The following is a 21715-nucleotide window of genomic DNA, read 5'->3' as shown; positions in this document are numbered from 1 at the left end:
TGGACCTCGATAAACAAAATTGGATTATACGAACGGGCGTGCAGCACCAATGGGATTGCCGCGCTCGTAAACACCATGGACACCGACACCCTGATGCGGCCAAGAGTCAATCATGCGCCAATCCCCCAAATAGATGGCGATATGTCCGCGATAATAAATAACGTCTCCGCGCTGCATACTGCTAACACTTACCGGCATAAAAGTACCGTTATTGTACCAATTCATAGAGTTATACGTCTGCCATGCAAGCCAACGATGGTTATAGGGGTTGTAGATACCCATATCCATACCCGTGGCATAGAGGCACTGCAGCACAAAGCCAGAGCAATCAACGGCACCACCAGGCGCGGTAGAGTAGGGCTCGATGTACTTCGTGCCAACATACTCATAGGCGCGCTGGATAAAGGCATTGACGCAGTCGTCTCGCGTGGCATCGATCGCAATACGAGACGGCGTAACATAGGTGAACTCGCCCGTGCAATAGCTCGGAAGCTTCACCGTCAAGCTACTTACCTGCGGATAGTTCGAAGGATTCTGATAACCGATCTTCGCAGGACGCTCAGCAGAGAGAGCGCGCCAAGACTGAGCAGCGGAGCCCGTATAAGACCAAAGCAGGACATTGGCTCCATTCGCGGTAGCCCCGTCGCTTACCTCCAGGACCTTATTGCCGCAAGCCGAAACAATCTTGATTCCGCTCTCCCCCATTTCGAAACGCCACTTTTGCGCATTCGAACCATTCCACTGCCACTGCTGGACGTTCGTGCCATCCGCATCAGAACAGTTGAGAACATCAAGTGGGTAAGCAGAACAACAAACCGTAAGCGAGTACCAGCCGCCACCGACGCTACGGACCCAAACACGCTGGCTTAGCGTACCGTTAGAAACATATATTTGAACGTTTGCGCCATTCGAGCGAGAGCCACCAGTCACATCAAGTCGTTGTCCAGTTGCATGCATGGGAGCGAACTCATAGAAACCGTCAGAAATAAGGGGGACGGACGTGATGCTCCACCCTTGCGACGTGGCCCCGTTCTCGTCAACGCAGACAACAGATCCGCCAGAACCAGAGATGGACAGTACCTTACCGGTCTTTTTATTCTTAAGGGCAATACCCTTTCCAAAGCAAATCTCAATCGACCATTTGGCCTCGTCGGCATCTTTATCAGAGGCCTGAAGAACAGCGCCATCAGACTCTCGTACCGAAAGGTACTTAGCGGAATTGGCGCATTGGAACGAATAATAGCCCTGACCATCCTTGCGAGCCCAGAACTTCTGAGCCAAGGTGCCGTTTCCCGTATAGACCTGCAGCAGGGTTCCATCTGCATAGGAGCCACCGGTAACGTCGAGATATTTACCCGTAGAATCCGAACAGATGGAGTAGCAGCCTTCATCGAGCGAAACGGTAAAGACTTCGAAAGTCCAATGCTGTGCAGCACTGCCGGACTCATAGGCAGTCGTCACGGAACCATCGGGTTTACGTTCCAACACCAGATTGCTCGCAACGGAACGGATTACATAGCTATCTCCATCGGGCTCAATACGCCACTGCTGATTTGAGCCAAGGCCGGGGAAATCCCACTGTTGAACTTTTGCGCCCGGGAAAATATCGCCGTTATCAAGATCAAGTCCCTTGGTAGACTTCGCGGAACGAATCGAGTAGAAACCCGTGGCGGAATCGTACGAAAGCTTAAAACACTGAGCCATGGTGCCATTTATGGCATACGTTTGAATTCGGGCACCGTTGGAGACAGAACCTCCCGTCACGTCAAGGCATTTGGAAGAATCGGAAACGGAATTGATCTGATACATACCATCCGCAACCGACTGGGTGCCCGCCGTGACATGAGGATTAGCATCGATGGCGATAAAACGCTGCGCTGCAGAGCCATTTGCTGTCCAAATTTGAACATTTGCGCCATTAGAGACGCTTCCGCCGCTTACGTCTAAAACAAGATTTCGTCCAAGGCCGGAATAAAATACGAATGACCCATTTGTCTGCTTAACAGGAATCCATCGCTGCGCGGCAGTGCCATTCACGGCATATTGCTGAACGTTGGTGCCGGACTTTTTGCCTCCACCCGTGACATCGAGGGCCGAAGAGGTTCCTGCATGAGCAATCGTCACATAGCCGGTAGGCTGGCCATTTGAGTCGAGCGTATTCTTAATGACCCAGCGTTGAGCTGCGGTGTTGTTGGAGGCATAGATTTGGATGTTAGCGCCATTCGAAGCAGATCCACCAGAAACATCGACAACACTTCGCGGTGATGAGTCCATGCCGAGGGCGTAAGTTCCATCAGGGATCTGCAAACCCTGTGCAGCAGCGAAGGCATCGACATCAGCCTGCGTCCAGGTAAAGCCCTTCGTCTGCGTCAAAGTCCAGGTGACGGCATCAGTCGAGGTGACGGCGACGCCGCTTTCAAACGAAAGATATAACCCATTAGCAGCGTTTTTAATGGCAAAACCCTCTCCAGAAGGCTCAAGGATCCAAAACCGATTCTTTGTATATGAACCGGTGTCATCAAGTGATCCGTAGAGATGGGCGGCGCCACGGGGTACGACGCTACCGTAATCGGCGTCAATCAACATGCCCGAAACAAGCGAAGCGATCGTGTAATAACCGGATGTACTGTCATACGTAAGACGGAACGCCTGTGCAACGGTATCGTTCTTTGCATACGACTGAAGAGTCGCACCGGACTCAGCAGAAGCGCCTTTCACATCGAGAACCGACCCAGCAGATTCAAAATAATAAACACCGTCGGCGACGTTCTGCCCTAAAGAGTCAACGACCGGATTGGAGTCGATTGCAAAAAACAGCTGCGCGGCGGTCTGATTGGCCTTATATAGCTGAACATTAGCTCCATCAGCAGAGCTGCCGCCCGCGATATCGAGCACGTAATCAAAGTTAAGGACGGAATGTATCGTCAAGCCTCCATCGGCGTCCTTAACGGCAATCCACTTTTGCGCGCGCGTACCGTTAGCCACATACTGCTGAACATTACGACCAGACTCGGCTATACCACCAGAAACATCAAGCACCAAGCCGGAACCGGTGTTTTCGAAAGTTAAAAACCCGTTCTCGTCCTCATGCACTAACCAGCGCTGAGCTTTAGTCATATTCGAGTTGTACATCTGAACATTAGCGCCATTTGAGGAAGATCCGCCCGCAACGTCCCACACCTTGCGCGAGGCATTGCTGCAAGCAAAAACATAGGTCGCACCGTCAGAAAGCGACCCCTTGTTTTTGACGGCTAAGCCCTCAACGGTCTCAGCATCTTGAGGCGTCGTACCATCGGCCGATTCGGCGGCAGATGTCGACGAGTCTTCAGATCGCCCCTCGCTAGATAGCACAGTCGAGCTATTCGGAGCTAAGCTACCGGCACCGTCATCGGCTGCACCCAATTCGATTACTCGATTAGCGTCGGGTCCGTTCGTGGACACTTCTTCGGCAAATAACGGAGATACTCCAACGGAGGAAACAAAAAGACCCGCAGCCAAAGCCACTACCGAAATAGCAGCTAGGCCACGGGTATATCGGCTGCAACTCATATCAGACCCCCGATTCAAATTAACACTGAATCTATAATAGTTGATATGAGCCGCAATATTATTGCAATTGGTTACTTAATAACGACCGCTTGCGCACCTCGTTGCTGGTAAACCCAAGCAATCCAATCTCGATCGTAGGTGGTATAGCCATCGATGGTATCGGAGATCATGACCTTGTTTGTTTGAGGGTTATAACCCTTCAGAACAACCGTATGAGAGTTAGCGCAGGCAAAATATCCACCCTGGCGGGCATAAATATTTCCAACGTTGCCCTGATGCACGGTAGTCCAGATAATAACCGGATGTCCATCATCCAGGTAACTGCAGAGGTCATACAGAGAGGTTCCCGAAACGTCGTACGAACGCAGGTTGCTCCCCCTACTTGCCAGGAAATTATTGGCAGCCCTATTGAGTCCAGGAGCGCAGATCTCGTTACCATTGTTATAGCTGTGAGGATCTCCCCAGAAGCACCAGACAAAGTCCCAAGAGCTACGGGGGATCCATCGATCTGCCATCTCGCACGGACCAACACCAAAACCGTAATAGTTAAGGACATTGGTCAGGGCCGCCGATTCACAGCCGTTGGGAAGACCAACGGAGTACTGATTGTAAACTGGGACAGCCAGATCTACCGCCTCGGGCGTATAGCTCGTCTGGGCAAAGTAAAATCCCTGCGCGTCGGAGCCGTTAGCAGCGAAAATCTGGATATTGGCTCCATCATTAAGCGCACCCCCGTTCACATCCAAAACGAGTGAGCCGTTAAGCGCAGAACGAATGACAAAGGAGCCGCCGCCCACGTAATCAACACGCCAGCGCTGAGCGGAGCTTCCATTCCCCTGCCACTGCTGAACGTTAGCGCCCGAAGCACCCTGAGCATTCAGGACATCGAGATATTTTTTGCTTCGGCAGTTTTGAATCGAAATGGTTCCATCCGAGTTAACGCTGACGATCCATTTTTGAGCGCCAGAATCATTGGAAGACCAAAGCTGCACGTTAGCACCGTTGGAACGAGAGCCGCTCGCCACGTCCAGCACCTTAGAACGGTTATAAGCAGCGGCAATAACATAGGTACCCGCATCAACTAACGAGCAAGCAGATAACTTGAAAGACTGTGCCAAGGTGCCGTTAGAATCATACGTCCTAATATTAGTTCCGTTGCCTGTTGAGCCACCTACGACACCTAGGACCTTGCCGGTTGCAACGTTAACGAAGTTGACACCGCCCTTGTCAATCTGGGCGGTCCAAAGCTGAGCGTCGGCATAATCAAAAGATCGGACGCAGACGTTGCCATCTTCATCTGCCGTTAAGACCTTGCCAGACACCAGGCTTTCAACGGTATAAGTATTATCTTGGTCGGCAACCTTGGCAACTTTCCATTTCTGAGCAATCGACTTGTTGCTTCCATAGAGCTGAACGTTAGCGCCATCACTGGCCGAGCCGCCTGCAACGTCCAAAACCGCAGAGGAGGAAGCAGAGCTCGAAATGATAAAGAAACCCTCGGGCAAAAGCGAAGTCAGCTTTGTAAAGGCAAGACGCTGCGATGCGTTATCAGACGGGATGTCTCCGTACACATTAGAGTTGGCAACGCTTAAGACCAATCCGGTTGCTTTATTCGTTGCCGTATAGGAACCGTCATCGTTACGAACAATGGAAAACAGCTGATTTGCGTTATTGCCGTCACCGCTCCATTGGTGGACATTTGTTCCAGGGCACACATTGCCACCATCGACATCGAGAGCCTTGCCAGACTGGGCGTTCACGATTCGATAGTAGCCATTCTCATATACAAATTTAAAGACCTGAGCAAACGTGCCATTAGCAGCATAAGTCTGGACGTTTGCCCCGTTAGAAGAGGACCCTCCGGAGATATCAAACACACGAGATGAATCCGATGCCAGAGAAATAGTGAACCAACCGTCCAAACCAAGATCGTCGGAGGGGGCTACATCGGGAACGGCCGATACAAAACGAACGTTTTGGGCGGCGGTACCGTTGCTCGCATATGTTTGAATATTGGCACCATTCGAGGAAGATCCGCCTGCAACATCTAGAACAAGATCGGGCAGAACTGCGGACTGCAACCGGAACGAGCCACCAGGCACCGAGGGAACGGCGATCCAGCGCTGTGCACGCGATCCATTGGATGAATACTGTTGAATATTGGTCCCCAACGCACAAGAACCGCCCGCAATATCAAGCACCTTGCCAGAGGAAACATTTTTGATAATCAAATAGCCGAGTTCATCATGCGAAATGTCCCACTGTTGAGCCGCTGTCATATTCGAAACATACGACTGAACATTGCCGCCGTTGGCTTTAGAGCCACCGTTCACGTCCAGAACCTTAGCTCCTCCGACGCCAAGCGCCAAGACATAGCGTCCATCAGCAATATTGCCAGCATTTTGCTGGGCAAGCGCATCCAGTTGTTCGCGCTGAACATCTAAATTGAAAAATGTCCAACGTTGAGCAATCGTGCCGTTATCCGACCAAGTTCTCACATTCGTGCCGTTACTAGTATTGCCGCCGGCGATATCAAGGCAGATCGACGGATCAAGTGCGGACACCAGCTTGATTGAGTCCCCATCCTTAACGGCAATCCATTTTTGAGCGGCAGAACCATTCGACGCATATTGCTGGACGTTCGTTCCAGATTGAGCGCTTCCGCCAGAAACATCAAGAACAAGACCGGAACCACTGTTGGTTAATGTGACAAAGCCATTTTGATCATGAGAAACGATCCACGTTTGTGCACCTGTGGCGTTGAGAGCATATATTTGGACATTCGCACCCGATGACCTAGATCCGCCCGCAACATCAAGCGTCTGCCAGGGACTTTTTGCCGAGCGAATATAGTAGGTACCGTCAGCGAGGTCGGAGGCGTGGGCGGCAGCAAGCTCGGCGAGGATAGTAGCCTTGGGCTTCTCGAGCGTAAACGTCTGAGCAACGGATTCATTGGATTGATAGAGACGGATTTCTGTTCCGTTGGAATCGCTGGCGCAAGCGATATCGATGGCAAAATCATCATCGATGACAGGCGAAAAGACATATCCGCCGCCAATCTGTCGAGCATGCCATGCAAAGCCCCAAGCGCCATCATCGCCAGTATTCTGCGTAAGACGCGGATGGTCCGAGAAACGAGAGGCATCGTTTGGGTAGCAAAGGTACAACCCCGACTTAATGTTTTTAAAAGCGTATTGACGGCTGCCAAGATCAACAAGGACAAACTGCTGTGCAGCCGTCTCATTTCTCCCATATAACTGTATCGCAGCGCCGGCACTCACCGAACCGCCCGGAACATCGAGCACTCGATGCCCCGACAAAGTCGAGGTAAGAAAGTAGGTACCCGCGTCAAGGGTCGCATATTTTGTCAGATCAACGCCCTCAGCGGAGTCCTCGGATGCACTGTCGAGGTTCTCGTCGCTCGACTCACCCTCCCGGGCAATATCGCTTGAAAGTGAATCTGAAACAGAGCCGGCGGCATCCTCGGTTTGCTCAGTATCTTCGGCGGAAAGCCCAGTCGAAGAAGTCTCGGCAAATGCCGTTGAACCCGAATTGAGCCCGATGGGCAGCGACAGAAGCAGCCCCAGCAAACATCCCACTTGCAATAATGTGCAAGCACGTTTTATATGACGCATGACATCCCCCAGAAAGCCTCGCCAACACCTACGACATAGTGCATCCCCCACGAGCTCGTATTGCTTAAGCATCGCATCATGCAATCCAACATGTGGAAAAAATGCCTAAACTTTTGCTTCATTTAATCGCGGTTTAGCGCAATATGCAACTCTTTGCGTCAAAAGAAGGCGGCTCGCCAAACGCGAGCCGCCTTCTAGCTTAGTAGTTTTAGTAGTTAACTACCTTCGTTCCATAGGGGATGTTGTCATAGATCCATTTAGCGTGATCGGTTGTAAGCCTAATGCACCCAGCCGACGCGCGATGGCCCATCGTGTGATCCATCACATTGAACGTTCCCGTATAACAAGGCTGCGAATGGAATAAATAGTCTCCATAAAACTGCGTGTAGTACCAGCAGGTATATCCGTGTCCAAACGAAATGCCCTTTCCGTAAACAGAGAACTCACCCAGCACCGTTGGCGACCCATTTTTGCCTGGAGCACACTGCCAGAAGGACCAGAGCCTCCAATTACCACGAGAGCCCCTAAAAATACCTGTACGGCATCCAACGGTATCAGTCAAAATTAGCCATTCCGTGTTGCTGTTATACCACTGCGCACGGTTATACATTGCCTGCTGATCGGCAGGCAGCGGCTGCACGTACGTAGTAGCTCTGAAGGTAAACCGCTGCGCCCTTGAATCGTTACTTGCGTGCAGAGTGACGTTCGTTCCGTTTGCGCTGTTGCCTCCAGAAACATCGATTACGAACGCTCCATTCAGAGCGGAAGACAGCTTAAATCCACCGGGTACATAATCGATAAACCAACGCTGGGCAGCACTGCCATTCCTAGACCATTGCTGGATATTGGTTCCAGAAGATGCAGCCCCATCTTTTACGTCAAGAGCCTTGCCACTGGCGGCATTTACGATGTTGTAAGAGCCATCACCGTTACGAGAGAAGTTCCATTTTTGAGCACCCGAATCGTTGTTCTGCCAAATCTGAACGTTTGCACCGTCCGAGTGCGATCCGCCAGAAACATCTAAAACCGATCCCGCGTGAGAAGCCATTCGGATGAAATACGTACCATTGTCGATGGTTGCCGAAGTAGCGCGCAGGCGGAATCTCTGCGCAGCGGAGCCATTGGAGGAGTGGACTTGAATATTGGAAGTCGACGCAAAATTACCGCCCTTCACATCAAGCGAAAGGTCTTGGTCATCCGCCGACACAAACTCAATACCATTGCGATCGATTCGCGCCACCCATTGCTGCACCTTCACATCTGCCGGTGCCATCGTGCAAACATTGGTACCGGAAACAGCAAGTCTGTTAGTTGAGCAAACAGATTCAAACGTATAGGTATTCTTCGCTCCATCCACCTTTTTAAGCAGCCATTTTTGGGCGAAGGAACCATTGCCGGTATAGAGCTGAACGTTAGCGCCGGAGTCAGCGGATGCACCCGCGACATCAATTGCATAGGAGGAATTTGCAGACGGATAGACCTCATAAAGGCCTTCGCTCAGCAGGTCTTCTTGCTCGGCAAAGACAAACGACGTCTGGACAGAATCTCCCGCCGTGGCAACAACCAGATTTGAACCGGACACAGCGAGCATGAGCCCTGTGCCCTTATTGATGAACGAATAGATTCCGTCCTCATTGGCAATGACACTGAAAAGCTGGTTGTCGTTGGGACTTTCATCCCACTGCTGGACATTCGTCCCGGGGACAACGTCACCAGCCGCAACATCGAGCACCTTACCGGAACCAGCATTACGCAGAACATAGTAACCGTCTCGATACTCAGCCTTAAATAGCTGGGACAGCGTGCCATTGCAGGAATATGTCTGAACGTTGCCCCCGTTCTTTAATGAGCCACCGGCAACGTCAAAGGCAACAGCGCCATTTGAAGAGGGTGAAATAACGAACCAGCCCTTGTCTTTCAAAATGTCATCGCACGGACCAACTGACGCAGGGTTCGCGGCAATAAAGGTAAAGCGCTGCGCGGCAGTTCCATTCGAAGCATACAACTGCACGTTTGTCTGAGAGTTCAGCGAGCCGCCGGCAACGTCAAGTGCGCGCTGTTGCCAAACAGCAGAAAGAAGTCGAACGCTTCCATCACCATTCGGTACCGCAATCCACTTTTGTGCATAGTTCGCATCGCCACAAGCCGCGTGCTGCTGGACGTTCGTTCCCAGGGAAGTTGAACCCGCGGAAACATCAAGGACTTTGCCAGACTTTACGTTCGCTATTGTGAGGTAGCCGTCATCGTCATGCGAAACACGCCAACGCTGTGCGGCAGTCGTATTCGATTGATAGATCTGCACGTTTGCACCGCTAGAAGCAGAGCCGCCGACAACATCGAGAACCATTCGAGACAAGTCCGGACCAGCAACGATCGCATAGTCTCCGTCTTTGACGACTGCCCGGTTAACGGAAGCGAGCTTATCGAGCTCGGAACGTACGGCCGTCGGATCCACAAAATAGAAGGATTGGGCTGCTGTTCCATTTGCACTGTATAGCTGAAGTCCTGCGCCGGGCACAATAGAGCCACCGGGGACGTCGGCGACCTTTTGTCCGTTCAAGCCCGACACAATCCGATAGCGCTCGCCGTCTTTCTCGATGATCCACTTTTGGGCCTTGGTTCCATTGGCGGCATAGGTCTGCAGCTTCGTGCCGTTGGCGTCATTGCCGCCCGCCGCATCCAGAACCGCCCCGGCACCATGAATCGCAATGGTGCGATACCCGTCCGACGTAGTTGAGACATCGAACGTTTGAACGCCTGAATATCCGAACTTGTCAAAGGACAGCGACCCGCCGTCTGTGATCAGCGCAAACGAATCATTCGAGGCCAACATAGCATATGTCCCATCAGGAAGGTCAGCGAGATGCGCCGCCGCCCGATCGTCGAGCTGCTGCTGCTCAGTTTTGGCAGGCGTTAGTACCCATCGCTGAGCTGCCGTACCATTTGCCTCATACAACTGCACGGCAGAGCCATTTGCGGCAACTCCACCCGCCACGTCAATGGCAAACGACTGGTTGAGCGCCGAAATAAAGGTGTAGCTGCCATCGGTTTCTTTAATTGCGACCCAGCGCTGCGCAAGGGTGCCGTTATCGGACCAAAGCTGAACGGGATTTCTATTGCTCGCGCTGCCGCCGGGGACATCAAGCGTGCAACCCTTGACAGAAGCAATGACAACAAAGCCATTCTGATCGTGAGACACTCGCCAGACCTGAGCATTCGTCTTGTTCTCACTGTACAACTGCAGCTTTCTGCCAGCAGACGTCGTGCCACCAGGAACATCAAGTACAAAAGTGCTGTTAACCGAAGAGCCAAAAGTGTACAACCCATCCGTAAGGTCATCGACGTGCTCGGAAGCAAGATCATAGACAGACTTGGGCTTTTCCGGTTTCAGAGCATCAGTCGAATCCGATGCATTCGAATCGGACGTACTGTCCACGGACATAACTTCGTTGGTAACGAGCTCGGACTCGTTCAACTGGTCTGCAGCCAGGGAGGCATTTGTATCTTGGCCGGTAGCCACGTTGTCTTCAGCAAATGCGGGAACGAGACAAATTCCCAACAGAAGCACGATAAACACCGAAGCAAACATAGCTTTTCGATTGCCCATGCCTGTCCCCTTTCATACGGTTGCTTACACTCTATGCCAAGAAGCGCGCCCCATCGACGAGAGATTCGTGAGCAGCAGCAGCTTAACCCCGAAAGGCCAATCAGGTTAAAAGCATGTTGCAATAGCACAATCGCGAAATCTCTGCTGCAAAGTCACCATGGATCGGCGCCCAACCAAGCTCGCGGCGGAGCTTGCTAGCGTCTATGGCGTACCGTCGATCATGGCCGGGACGGTCCTTAACCCAATCGATAAAGTCTTCGTCTTTGCCCATTGCTTTAAGAATGGTCTTGAGGACTTCGAGATTGCTGCGCTCGCAATTGGCTCCGACAAGATAGGTCTCCCCGATCCTCCCTTTGGTCAAAATGAGCCAAACAGCACGAGCGTGGTCATCGACATGAATCCAATCGCGTACGTTTAGACCGTCCCCGTACAATTTAGGACACTCCCCGCGCCGGACGCATGCAATCGAATGCGGAATGAACTTCTCGGTGTGCTGATATGGACCATAGTTATTACAGCAATTAGAAATTGTTGCCTGCAGACCATAGGTACGAATCCAAGCTCTCACAAGCATGTCAGATGCCGCCTTGGAGCTTGAATAGGGGCTACTCGGTCGATAAGGAGACTCCTCGGTAAATTTACGCGGATCATCAAGCGCCAGGTCTCCAAACACTTCATCAGTCGAAATGTGATGAAACCTGACATGGTGTCTACGAGCAGCTTCCAAGAGTTGGTATGTGCCCTCGACATTCGTTTTTATAAACGGGCTAGAATCGACAATCGAATTGTCATTATGGGACTCCGCGGCATAGTGAATAATTGCATCGTGCCCGGGAACGACTCGATCAAGCAAATCCGAATCGCAGATGTCACCAACAACAAGCTTAACCCTGTCCTCCGGAAGCCCAGCAATGCCGTCAGGATTAGCAGCATAGGTCAGCTTATCCAGGATGGTGACACGCGCATTTGGAACGTTGTTCACAACATAGCGAACAAACGCCGAACCGCAAAAACCACAACCGCCCGTAATCAGGATGTTCTTGTAATTAGATTCCATACGCGCAGCACTCCCAAGCCATGATAGGTGACCCCTAAACAAACCGCTCGATGCAAGCCTTCAGCCCACGGGTCGATAGATAGAGGCGAACGACGTCGATGAGAGAAACGCCCGCGCCGGCGGCGATTTTTCTTGCCACGTTGCGAACGGCAGTAGCAGAAGGAAGATCCATCCAGCTGGAACCAAAGTACTGTCGGAACTCGCCTTTAACGCTCGCAGCAACCGCGGCATAATCCTCCGCATCCAATCGTGCAAGGTCAAACACAACCAGATCCAAAAACCACGTGACAAGCTCTCCGGGACACAGGTCTAAAAGCCCTCGCCTACCCCAGCGCTCCAGTACTTCATGCAACACCAGCAAATGGGCATCGATCTTGTCCATGCGCTTGGCACCTGCGTTAAATACATGCGTCAGCGACTTTTCCTGCATCACGTAGTGATACAGCTTCTCGGGCGCTAGGACCGTCCTGGCAGACAGCGGATACGATTCAAACTGAAACACAACGTCCTCGGCAAACCGAACTTTTTCGGCAAAACGCAAAGACTCACGCTCAATCAGCTCGCGGGAGTATGCCGCACGCCAGACATAGGGCTGCGCATTCGCAGAAAACAGCAGCGCCGAATCAAACGACTCAAACACGCACGCCTCAGGAGAAAGAAGCTGCTGGATGCGCTTAGAGGCCAGCTCAGCAGGCTCGCACTCAGCTCCAAACACAACGATCTCCGAATGCTCCTCGGCAAACGTACCAACCAAGAACTCGGCAAGATTAGGCTCGACGTAATCGTCCGAATCGACGAAGTCGATAATGTCGCCGCGCGCAACATCCATGCCCGCATTACGGGCAGACGACAGTCCGCCGTTAGATTTCTCGACAACGCGCACGCGAAAATCCAATCGAGCATATTCATCAATAATCGCTGCGGAACCATCCGGCGAACCATCGTTAACAACCACGATCTCGATATCCGGACAGGTCTGCCCCAAAAGAGAGTCAAGACAACGAGGCAGGAATTCCTGGGTGTTATAAACGGGGACGATAAATGAGACCTTCGGGTTTGCCATAACTCCCCTATTTCTTAATTACATCCAGGACGAATGCCGCGACCACGCCCGGGCCACCGACACGCGCATAATGTTTCGCGCGACCCATCGCGCCCGCTCCAGCAAAGTCCGGAGACGCAGCCAGCCACTTTTGTGGATCGTCGACAATGGCCTTGAGATTCGCACGCTTCCACGGCTTTAGGTCACCGAGCTCAAACTCATGTGCCTCAAGCGCGCCGCGGAACTCCTGGGCCATACGGTCCAAAAACTCAGCGTAAAACTTGGGATTCAAGCGAATGTAGCTCCACATATACGAATCGTATTTAATGATATTTGCAAACCTAAGCAGCTTGGCAACGTCCTGCGTAGAGTGCGACTCGGCAAAATCCTTAACAATCCAGCGATGAATCTCGGCATACTCGTCGTTAACACAGTGAACTTTATTAGGCGAATTGACCGAAGAGCCCTCGTTATCCTGGCGATATGAAAGCACGGAATCATGCAGGTAAACCGCGGTATCGGCAAGAGCGAACACCTTAAAGGTAAACGAGGCGTCCTGAAACGCAGCGCCAGGCGTCGGCAAGAAACGAATTGCATTACGGTTCAAGAAGTCTCGACGATACACCGCAGACCAAATCGATGGCTTAAGCGAGAAGGCATCGACGGTATCACTCGGGTGTACCGGCTTGCGGCAGTCCTTAGCTTTAAAGAGCTCCATCAGCTCTCGGCGCTCCTCGGGCTTCGACCAATACAGGTCAAAATTCGCCTTCGCAAAGTCGGCGTTACTGCTCTCGGCTGCCAAGACCAGCTTCTCCAGCGCATCGGGCGCCATAAAGTCATCGGACTCTAGAATGCCCACGTACTTGCCACGCGCCATCTCCAGGCCGCGGTTCATCGAGTCGCCGTAGCCGCTGTTGGCCTTATCAATCATCTTCACACGCGTATCGCGCTCCATATACTCGCGAATAATCGCCGGCGAGTTATCGGTAGAGCCGTCGTTGATGCAGATGATCTCAATGTCCTTGAGCGTCTGCGCCACGGCGGAATCGAGGCACTCGTGCAGGTAGCGCTCAACGTTGTAGATGGGAATTAGCAGCGACAGGACGGGGCTGCCAGAGGAATTAGTAGACAAATGTGCTCCTTAGGAAATACCTGCCGTTAATGGTATCAAAGGGTCGTCCCGCCCGCGGTCGTTTATATAATCTATGGAGCTCGCAGAAGGAAACCGATACGAAAGGATGTCATGCAGCCCAAAGCCGCACGCAACATACCCATCGAAGCTCTGCGCTTAATCGCGATCGCCGGCATCGCGGTATTCCACACGTTTCAGTGGACCTTCCAAGCCGTCTGCGTCGGCTTGCCGGAATACGCGCCACTCACGGTCTTACCTTATTCAGGCATCTTGGGGTTCATCAACCTGCTTGGCTGCTGGGCCAACGAGGTCTTCTTTATGATCTCGGGCTACTTCCTTATTACTTCGGCTGCTCGCGCCTGGAGCGACGGGGCCACATGGACGTCGCAACTTCAGCGGACGACGCAGCGCCTTGGCAAAGTCATCTTGCCCACCGCGTTTTATTGCCTCGCGGCACTCGCATGGTCCACAGCCGCCTCCCCCATTCCCGATGTCTCCTTTCACACGCACTATTGGTACACGCTGGGGCTTGAGTTTATCTGGGTCTATGCCGCCACGGTCTGCATGGCGCCGTTGTTTGCGCTGGCTAAAAACCAACTCGGCAAGAAAAGCCACACAGCAGCAGTTGTCGCCGTCGGCGTCCTCGTTTTTATTGTCAATGGCCATCTGGCGACGCAATACTCGGCAAGCAGCGCTGAGTTTTCTTGGCTGCAGAAGATCATGAGCGCCGTCACCTACGTCGTCGCCTTTTTGATGGGAGGGCTGCTCCGCGACTATACCGGGACGACAACTCCGCGCAAAGCGCGCACCGTCGCCAAACGATTGCTTGCAGCAGTTTTGATCATCACGATCGCCCTGGAAGCCGCACTCTCCGCAACCGGTAATCTGTCGGCAATGGCAATGCTTTCCTATAAGTCGACCTCGGTCGTCTCGTTCGCCCTCGCTGCCACCTCGTTGTTCTTTGCGGCAACCCGCGACAATAAATCGAGTAATCCTCGCGCCGCGAATGTCATCGTCACCTTATCGACCGCCACGCTCGGTTTCTATGTGATGCAGTCGCTCACCAGTAGCCTGTGGCGTCCAGTCTTCAATACGTTGCTCGCAAACATACTGGTCAGCCAAAACAGCCCGGCAGCTATATGTATCGTCACGGGTACCGTCATTAGCATCGTCTTTGCGCTGGCGCTTCTCATCATCGATGCAGCTAGAAGCCTTATCGCTCGCCGGCTCAAGCGACAATAGACACGCTGCCGTCAGACGCTAAAGCCGCTACAGCCATATCAGGTTCCTGCGTTTTATTCAAACCTTGCCAACATGGCGCAGCGACCCTTTACAATAGGTGCCGCCCAACGGACGCATTCGATAGCTTCCGCGCAGCGCTCGCCCGCCGCGCGTGAAAGGATATATTCCCCATGACTTCTACCCTCCCCGCTCCCATCGACAAGCTCGCCATCGTCGTCGTCACGTACAAGCGTCAGGAACTCCTGGCCAACCTGTTCGACTCCATGACCGAGCTCACGGCCGCGCCGTGGCGTATCGTAATCGTCGACAACGAGAATTCGCGCGAGACCGAGGCCATGTGCGCGGCGTTCAACGAGCGCCTGGCCAACCTGTGGGGCGTCGACACCGATCAGCCCGACGCACAGGGCGGAACCGACCGCGTCATCTACGCCCCGCAGCTCGAAAACGGCGGCGGCGCGGGCGGCTTTTCCGCCGGCACCAAATGCGCCTACGATCTGGGCGCCCAGTGGTTTTGGGTCATGGACGACGACGTGCTCGTCATCCCGGAGGGCATCGAGCGCCTGGCCAAGTGGACCGACCGCTACGACGTCATCCAGGGTTCGCGCCTGGACTTTGACGGCGGTGCCTTCTTTTGGCAGTACCAGCTCATCCTTTCGCTTGGTATCCCCAACCCCATCGCTAAGTGGGACCTGGGCCCCGAGGGCTACCGCGCCATGAACCAGCTGTGCTTTGAGGGTGGCCTGTTCTCGCGTCGTGTTGTCGACAAGATCGGCCTGCCCGACGCTCGTTTCTTTATCTACGGCGATGACGCCTGCTATGGCTATGTCGCCAGCCAACACTTCCCTGCCGTCGTAGTCGCCGATGTGGTGCTTAAGCGCGCCCGCGCCGTCTCTAACTGGGATATCGCCGGTAAGCGTCAGCTCAATTCCACCAGTGACACCAATCGCTACTACATCATGCGCAACCGCGGCTACTTGGCCCGCTACATGCAGATCTACGGTGATTACCACCCCATTTTGTTCCGTTTGGGCAATGTGGCGACCTTCTGCAAGGAGTTTATCCGCCTTGCCGCCGTCGACAAGTGCTTTAAGACCGGCATTCCGGCGCTGCGCCGTGGCATGAAGGATGCCCGCAAGATCGTACGCGACCCCAACTGGAAGCCCATGCCGCCCATGAAGGAAACCGAGTAAAGCCGGCCCTCCTATAACTTCTGACATGCGACGGCAACTCGTTGTCCATCAAAGCCAAACCCCCAGCGTATGCGGCCCACGGCAGGACGTGGCACGCGAATGTCGTCGAGACCGCTCCGCTCGATATCGAGCAATGCCTGTACCGACAGAAGCTCTAGGCCCAACGCATCGACATCGGGGTCGTACAGCATGCTGACCGAGATCAGCGGGCGGCTATCCAATATGCCAAGTGTATCTACCGCATCAAAGGTATTGACGGTCGGAAACACCTGGAAACCCCCAAGCTCCGAACCGTGCGCTCGTTTTGTAACAGGGTCGGCATACCCAGGCAACCCAAAACAAAGACCCTGCAGTGCCAAACGAAAAGCCAGCGGCAAATCCGACACGTCTCCATTGACGCCCAAGTCATCAATAATTGCGTCCAAAGCTCGCCTAACTGCACGCTCGTCTCCGCGGCAAAGACCCTCTTGGAAATCATCGATAGTCTCGGCACTCTCGGCAGCGCACTCGAACCATTCGATAATCACAAGACGCAGCGCATACCGGAGCTCGTTATTGGGAAGGCGCAGGGAGCGGGCCAAATTGCCGCCCGTCTGGTGATCGGTCGCATCTGTCGTCAGGAGTCCACTCAAATACAAATCGGTCCAAATACCTTCCGCTGTCCCGGCATCAGGCTTCACGGCGTCTATGCACAGCGGCGCCTCAACACAGCCATACGGATTAAGCAAATCAAACATTGCCGCAAGCCATCTCAAATCCCAGGCGCCCACAGTCTCGTTCAGACAATCGGCATAGCAACATACATCAAAGCGGGTTGGCGGCAGGCAGCCCCGAGCCAAGAACTCAACCACACGAGCCGGGTTCGAACAATAGAACCCGCCAAACCGGTAGCCTTCGAACCATTCGCGTGCGCAAGCCAGTCTGTCGCTCTGGCCAGTGTAATCTAGCAGCGCCCTGTTTTCGGCATCCGAAAAACCAAAGCGGCGATCGCACCAGCTCGACAAGGGCGAAGCCAAACAATACGGGCAGTTGCGATGCGCAAGTGCCGCCCGTGCGGGGCCGGGTCGCTCCCCCATCAAGCAAACCAGCCGCAAAGAATCGGTCGAGGCGACAATGCCGTCAAAGAGCAGGCGGTCAAGCAACTCGATAAAGCACGAGCCATAGGCGGCCTGCACCTGCATATGATTCGAAAACGCCGCGTCATACCCATCAACCAGCAGCACAACCTGTTCATCACATGCCATACGGAGGAGCTCGATTAACACGCCAAGAGCCGAATCGATCTCATCAGGAGCGGCAACACCGCGCGCTACGCGCTCGATATGGCGCACGTCGCCGCGCGCTAAATCGGGAACTTCCAGCAGCGGCAACAGACGAGCGCACTCACGAGCGACGGCATCGCGCATGGCGGCCTCGGCATCGGCGCCTCGATAGGAGGAAGCAGAAAAATCCAAAGCAATGACCGGATAGCGTGCATACTCATCACGATAGATGCCATCTTCTGCGTCCCATATTTGGCTACCGATGAACAGATTGACGTTAGACGAGCCGGGCACAGGACGCTCCAGATAACATTTGAGCATGGAGAGGTTCATACTCTTGCCAAAACCATGAGGCCGACAACAGAGCGCCACAGTCGATTCGCAATCTAAGATATCGGCAATAAACATGGTCTTATCAACTAAAACACAATGATCGGCGGCGTCGGCAAAATCATGAATATCAATCGGCAGAACAGCATTTCCGCCGGGATTGAGCAACTTCACGTCAAAGGTGTTATCAATATCATACATTGCCTGTTCAGACACCGTTTTATCTCCCCTTTTATAATAACGATGCCATTTTAGCGACCATCTTGATAACAATTTTATTGTTCAACAAATGATTCGGGTAACGGTAGAAATGACTCCATAAGGGGGGCATAACAAAACGATTCGCAACAAATAGGGGTCCGGTGTTATCGCATCGGGCCCCTATTCGAATCGCGAAGGCAAAACAATCGCTGAGAGCCTACTTTTGGGCGTCTTTCTCCGCATCGTCTTTGTTTTGCTGATCAAGTTTATGCTTACCGCTCACAATAGACGTAGCGCCCAATGTGGCCAAGCTCGCGCTGGCAAGGCTCGCCATCAAAATCAAGTCACCCGTCTTGGGCATGCTGCCCTTAGAGGACTCAGTCGTCGTGGCTGAGGCAGTCACGACCTTGGTCTTACCCTGGTTCTGGTCGGCGCCATCATCAGCCAGGCCCTTGGACCCATTGTCGTCCGCGTGCTTGCCATCCTTATCAAGGCGGGGATCTTTCGATTCCACACCGTCAACTTCCGTGCCCTTGTCAGAATCAGACCCCTTAGAACCCTCGTCCTTCGAATCGCCCTTAGCATCCTCGGTCTTTTCCGTAGCGCCCTGGTCGGAGCCATCCTTCTTGGAAGACGAGCTGCTGTTGATGTCAACCATCAGCGAGGAGCCAAACATGGAGCCAAGTTGTTCGCTCGCAGAGGGTTTGCCATTCGTCGACGAGTCGCTCGAACCGGCAGTCGATCCACCGGCGGAAGAACCAGACCCTGCCGCAGCATCTGCGGAATTCGAAGGCGAGGCAGACCCCGCGCTGCCGCCCGATGCGACATCGCCATTTCCGTCGCTTGCTCCGGCATCGTATGAAGGAGCATCGACGGTATCCTCGTCAGCACCATTGGTATCGGCACTAGGCCCAGAGGGAGCAACGGGAGCGGCGGGCGCCTGGCTAGGCGCTGGTGTCACGGGCTTGGGCTCAGGCTCGGGTTCAGGCTCGACCGGCGGCGTCGCCGCGGCCTCGTCCTCGGTAATATAGACCAGGCAATCCTTAAGCTCGTTCTTGTAACGGTTCTTCCAGCCCTCGTGATATTGCGGCTGGCTCGAGTACTTACGGGCAACGTTATTGACCACGCTGCTGGAAAGCGCCGTCACAAATTCACGGTCGGTCATATCGTTTGTAAGATTTGCCCAGCGGAAAAAGTCCTGGCAGCCATAGGTGCCGCACATGTTGGTGATGCTCCACACCATACCCTTGACGCAATCGGCGCGGCCAGAGATATCAATACCAAGCGCGCTCTTGAGCCAGGCCTCGGTCACCGCGTAATAGGAGTTGTATGCATATGAATCTTGCAGCGCCGAGAACTCAGCCGGATCGGCGTTATAGGCGCCCTGGAAGGCCTCCTGTGCAATGCGGCCCAGCTCCGTCAGCTGACCGTTCGAATACATGGGGTTGCTTGCGTTGGAGATATCGCCCCCGCGGTCAATTGCAGACTTAAGCATGCCGTACTTGGCAGGATTGTAGTTATAGACCTGCTTCATAAACGGGACGAGCGACCAGCGTCGGTCAAACTGGTAGTAACCGAGCGCGTTGTAACCATCGCCGTACGAAAAGCCCTGGTTATAGTTGCCGTGGCTCTCATACTTGGTAAAGTACTTCATCTCGCTGGTCACATTGACAAACGAGACGCCTTGGACCGACCTCAGCACGCCCGAGAAAGACTGCTGGGTATAAAGACCCTTATCGATATCGGTGGCATCCGAGGCAACGCCCGGCGTGGGCTCATCCGCAGCAGCGGGCGCGGGCGCGGCAACGGCGCCAAACGAAAGAGCCAGCGTCAATCCGGCAACAATCGCAGAATGCTTGGGCTGCATAAGATCCTCCTTGCATTGGTGTAGTTAAAGTGCAGTTTGCAAAGATAGATTTAAGTATCGCAGCAAGACCGATGTCGTACAACAACAACTCGACAAACGGTAACGCCCTCCGCGAAATCTTGAGGAATTGCGCTCGAGTTACAGCTTGATATCGAAGTTAATCTCGGGCACGGCCGCCAAGTCGGCCAACGTCACGCCGTCGACGTACTTTTCAATCACGTCGTCCAGACCGCGCCAGAACTTCACAGTAGAGCACAGATCGCTGCGAGTGCAGTTGTTATCGATGCCATCGCATGCGACGGGCGCCGTGCTGCCCTCGACGGCGCGCAGTATATCGCCGGCTCGCACCTCGGCCGGGTCCACGGCCATCATGTATCCGCCGCCCTTGCCGCGCACACTCTTGAGCAGGCCCGCCTTCATAAGCGGACGGACCAGCTGCTCCAAATACTTTTGCGAAATATGCTCACGGTCGGCAATCTCGCGCAGGGCGATTTTGCCCTCGGCGTCACCGAGCGCCGCGATATAAATCATCAAACGGAGGGCATAGCGGCCCTTAGAAGAAATGAGCATACCTACCCTCCCGGTGCGCTTGAGAAAAAATCATCAGCAGAGTTTGCCCCAGATGCCAAGCGTGTGGGACAGACGATCCCGACTATTATGTCCCACATCTGAAAAGTCGAGTGGATTAGTCGGGTTTTCCCTTGACTAACGCCGAACCCATAGTAACTTTATTCCGAGAAGATTCCTAGGGTTTAGTACACCTATGAGTACACCATAAACAGAGAGGGACAGCATGAGCGCAAATCCGCTGCTTTCCATCGAAGGTCTGACCGCCTCCGTGGACGAGAAGACCATCCTCCACAACGTCAACCTCAACGTCGCCGCCGGCGAGACCCATGTGCTGATGGGGCCCAACGGCGCCGGCAAGTCCACCCTCGGCCACCTGGTCATGGGCGATCCCGTCTACACCGTGCAGAACGGCCGCATCGTCTTTGACGGCCAGGACATCACCGAGCTCACCACCGACAAGCGTTCGCGCGCCGGCCTGTTCCTGAGCTTCCAGGCTCCGGTCGAGATCCCGGGCGTGCCGCTGTCGAGCTTTTTGCGCGCCAGCATCGCCGGCCGCCCCGGCCTGGAGATGAAGGGCAAGGAATTCCGCCGTCGCGTCAAGGAGCTCGCGGCCGAGCTCAACATGGACACCGCCTACCTCAACCGCGAGCTGGGCGTGGGCTTCTCGGGCGGCGAGAAAAAGAAGGTCGAGATGCTCCAGCTTCTGCTGCTGCAGCCCAAACTCGCCATCCTGGACGAGACCGACTCCGGCCTGGACGTCGACGCCCTGTCCACCGTCAGCCACGGCATGGACGCCTACCGCAAGAGCTGCAACGGTTCCATGCTCATCATCACGCACAACACGCGCATCCTGGAGCACCTGGATGTCGACCGCGTCCACGTTATGGTCAAGGGCCACATCGTGCGCGAGGACGACGCCTCGCTGATCCCCTGGATCGACAAGAACGGCTTTGAGACCTTCGAGCGCGAGGCCGCCGAGCAGCGCGCCCAGGCCGAGGCCGTCGCTGCCGAGCAGCAGGCGTAAAGGGGCG

At 54.0% G+C, this 21715-nt stretch carries 12 protein-coding genes; 3 read left to right on the top strand and 9 right to left on the bottom strand.

The window, feature by feature from the left end; translation table 11 throughout:
• Window positions 1-24 precede the first annotated feature (24 nt).
• From ACTNB2_RS02830 to ACTNB2_RS02805, 6 genes are all read right to left on the bottom strand, one after another.
• Window positions 25-3504, bottom strand: coding sequence for an RICIN domain-containing protein (locus tag ACTNB2_RS02830; RefSeq protein ID WP_441044716.1), 3480 nt, complete (start codon window positions 3502-3504; stop codon window positions 25-27).
• Between the two features lie 116 nt (window positions 3505-3620).
• Complete coding sequence (locus tag ACTNB2_RS02825) at window positions 3621-7184, bottom strand: RICIN domain-containing protein (protein ID WP_441044714.1); 3564 nt, start codon at window positions 7182-7184, stop codon at window positions 3621-3623.
• A 208-nt stretch (window positions 7185-7392) separates the two neighbouring features.
• Window positions 7393-10791, bottom strand: coding sequence for an RICIN domain-containing protein (locus ACTNB2_RS02820; RefSeq protein ID WP_441044713.1), 3399 nt, complete (start codon window positions 10789-10791; stop codon window positions 7393-7395).
• Between the two features lie 100 nt (window positions 10792-10891).
• Window positions 10892-11848: a dTDP-glucose 4,6-dehydratase gene (gene rfbB, locus ACTNB2_RS02815; RefSeq protein ID WP_441044712.1), complete on the bottom strand. Its 957-nt coding sequence runs from the start codon at window positions 11846-11848 to the stop codon at window positions 10892-10894.
• Between the two features lie 34 nt (window positions 11849-11882).
• On the bottom strand, window positions 11883-12911 hold the full coding sequence (locus tag ACTNB2_RS02810; protein ID WP_441044711.1) for a glycosyltransferase family 2 protein: 1029 nt from the start codon (window positions 12909-12911) through the stop codon (window positions 11883-11885).
• Window positions 12912-12918: 7 nt separating this feature from the next.
• Window positions 12919-14022 (bottom strand): glycosyltransferase, encoded by a 1104-nt coding sequence (locus ACTNB2_RS02805; protein WP_441044710.1) that lies wholly within the window; start codon window positions 14020-14022, stop codon window positions 12919-12921.
• Between the two features lie 111 nt (window positions 14023-14133).
• Between ACTNB2_RS02805 and ACTNB2_RS02800 the strand changes: the two genes are divergently transcribed.
• Together ACTNB2_RS02800 and ACTNB2_RS02795 are read left to right on the top strand one after the other, a co-directional pair.
• Window positions 14134-15264: an acyltransferase family protein gene (locus tag ACTNB2_RS02800; RefSeq protein ID WP_441044709.1), complete on the top strand. Its 1131-nt coding sequence runs from the start codon at window positions 14134-14136 to the stop codon at window positions 15262-15264.
• Window positions 15265-15434: 170 nt separating this feature from the next.
• Complete coding sequence (locus ACTNB2_RS02795; protein WP_441044708.1) at window positions 15435-16454, top strand: glycosyltransferase; 1020 nt, start codon at window positions 15435-15437, stop codon at window positions 16452-16454.
• 11 nt (window positions 16455-16465) lie between these two features.
• Here ACTNB2_RS02795 and ACTNB2_RS02790 read toward each other — a convergent pair whose 3' ends face one another.
• The 3 genes from ACTNB2_RS02790 to ACTNB2_RS02780 all read right to left on the bottom strand — a co-directional run bounded on the left by ACTNB2_RS02790 (window position 16466) and on the right by ACTNB2_RS02780 (window position 20684).
• The gene (locus ACTNB2_RS02790) at window positions 16466-18262 is read right to left on the bottom strand and encodes an AAA family ATPase (protein ID WP_441044707.1); all 1797 of its coding nucleotides are present in this window, start codon (window positions 18260-18262) and stop codon (window positions 16466-16468) included.
• Between the two features lie 202 nt (window positions 18263-18464).
• Window positions 18465-20114, bottom strand: a complete 1650-nt coding sequence (locus ACTNB2_RS02785; protein WP_441044706.1) for a hypothetical protein — start codon at window positions 20112-20114, stop codon at window positions 18465-18467.
• A 138-nt stretch (window positions 20115-20252) separates the two neighbouring features.
• The gene (locus ACTNB2_RS02780; protein WP_154518293.1) at window positions 20253-20684 is read right to left on the bottom strand and encodes an RrF2 family transcriptional regulator; all 432 of its coding nucleotides are present in this window, start codon (window positions 20682-20684) and stop codon (window positions 20253-20255) included.
• A gap of 223 nt (window positions 20685-20907) precedes the next feature.
• On the opposite strand from ACTNB2_RS02780, the gene sufC reads away from it, so the two are divergent.
• Window positions 20908-21708 (top strand): Fe-S cluster assembly ATPase SufC, encoded by an 801-nt coding sequence (gene sufC / locus ACTNB2_RS02775; RefSeq protein WP_441033050.1) that lies wholly within the window; start codon window positions 20908-20910, stop codon window positions 21706-21708.
• Window positions 21709-21715: the final 7 nt, after the last annotated feature.

This window comes from Collinsella sp. HCP28S3_G2, from assembly GCF_052065125.1.
In the GTDB taxonomy this organism is placed as follows: domain Bacteria; phylum Actinomycetota; class Coriobacteriia; order Coriobacteriales; family Coriobacteriaceae; genus Collinsella.
Note: the sequence above shows the minus strand (reverse complement) of the source record. Positions and strands in the feature narration are given on the sequence as shown.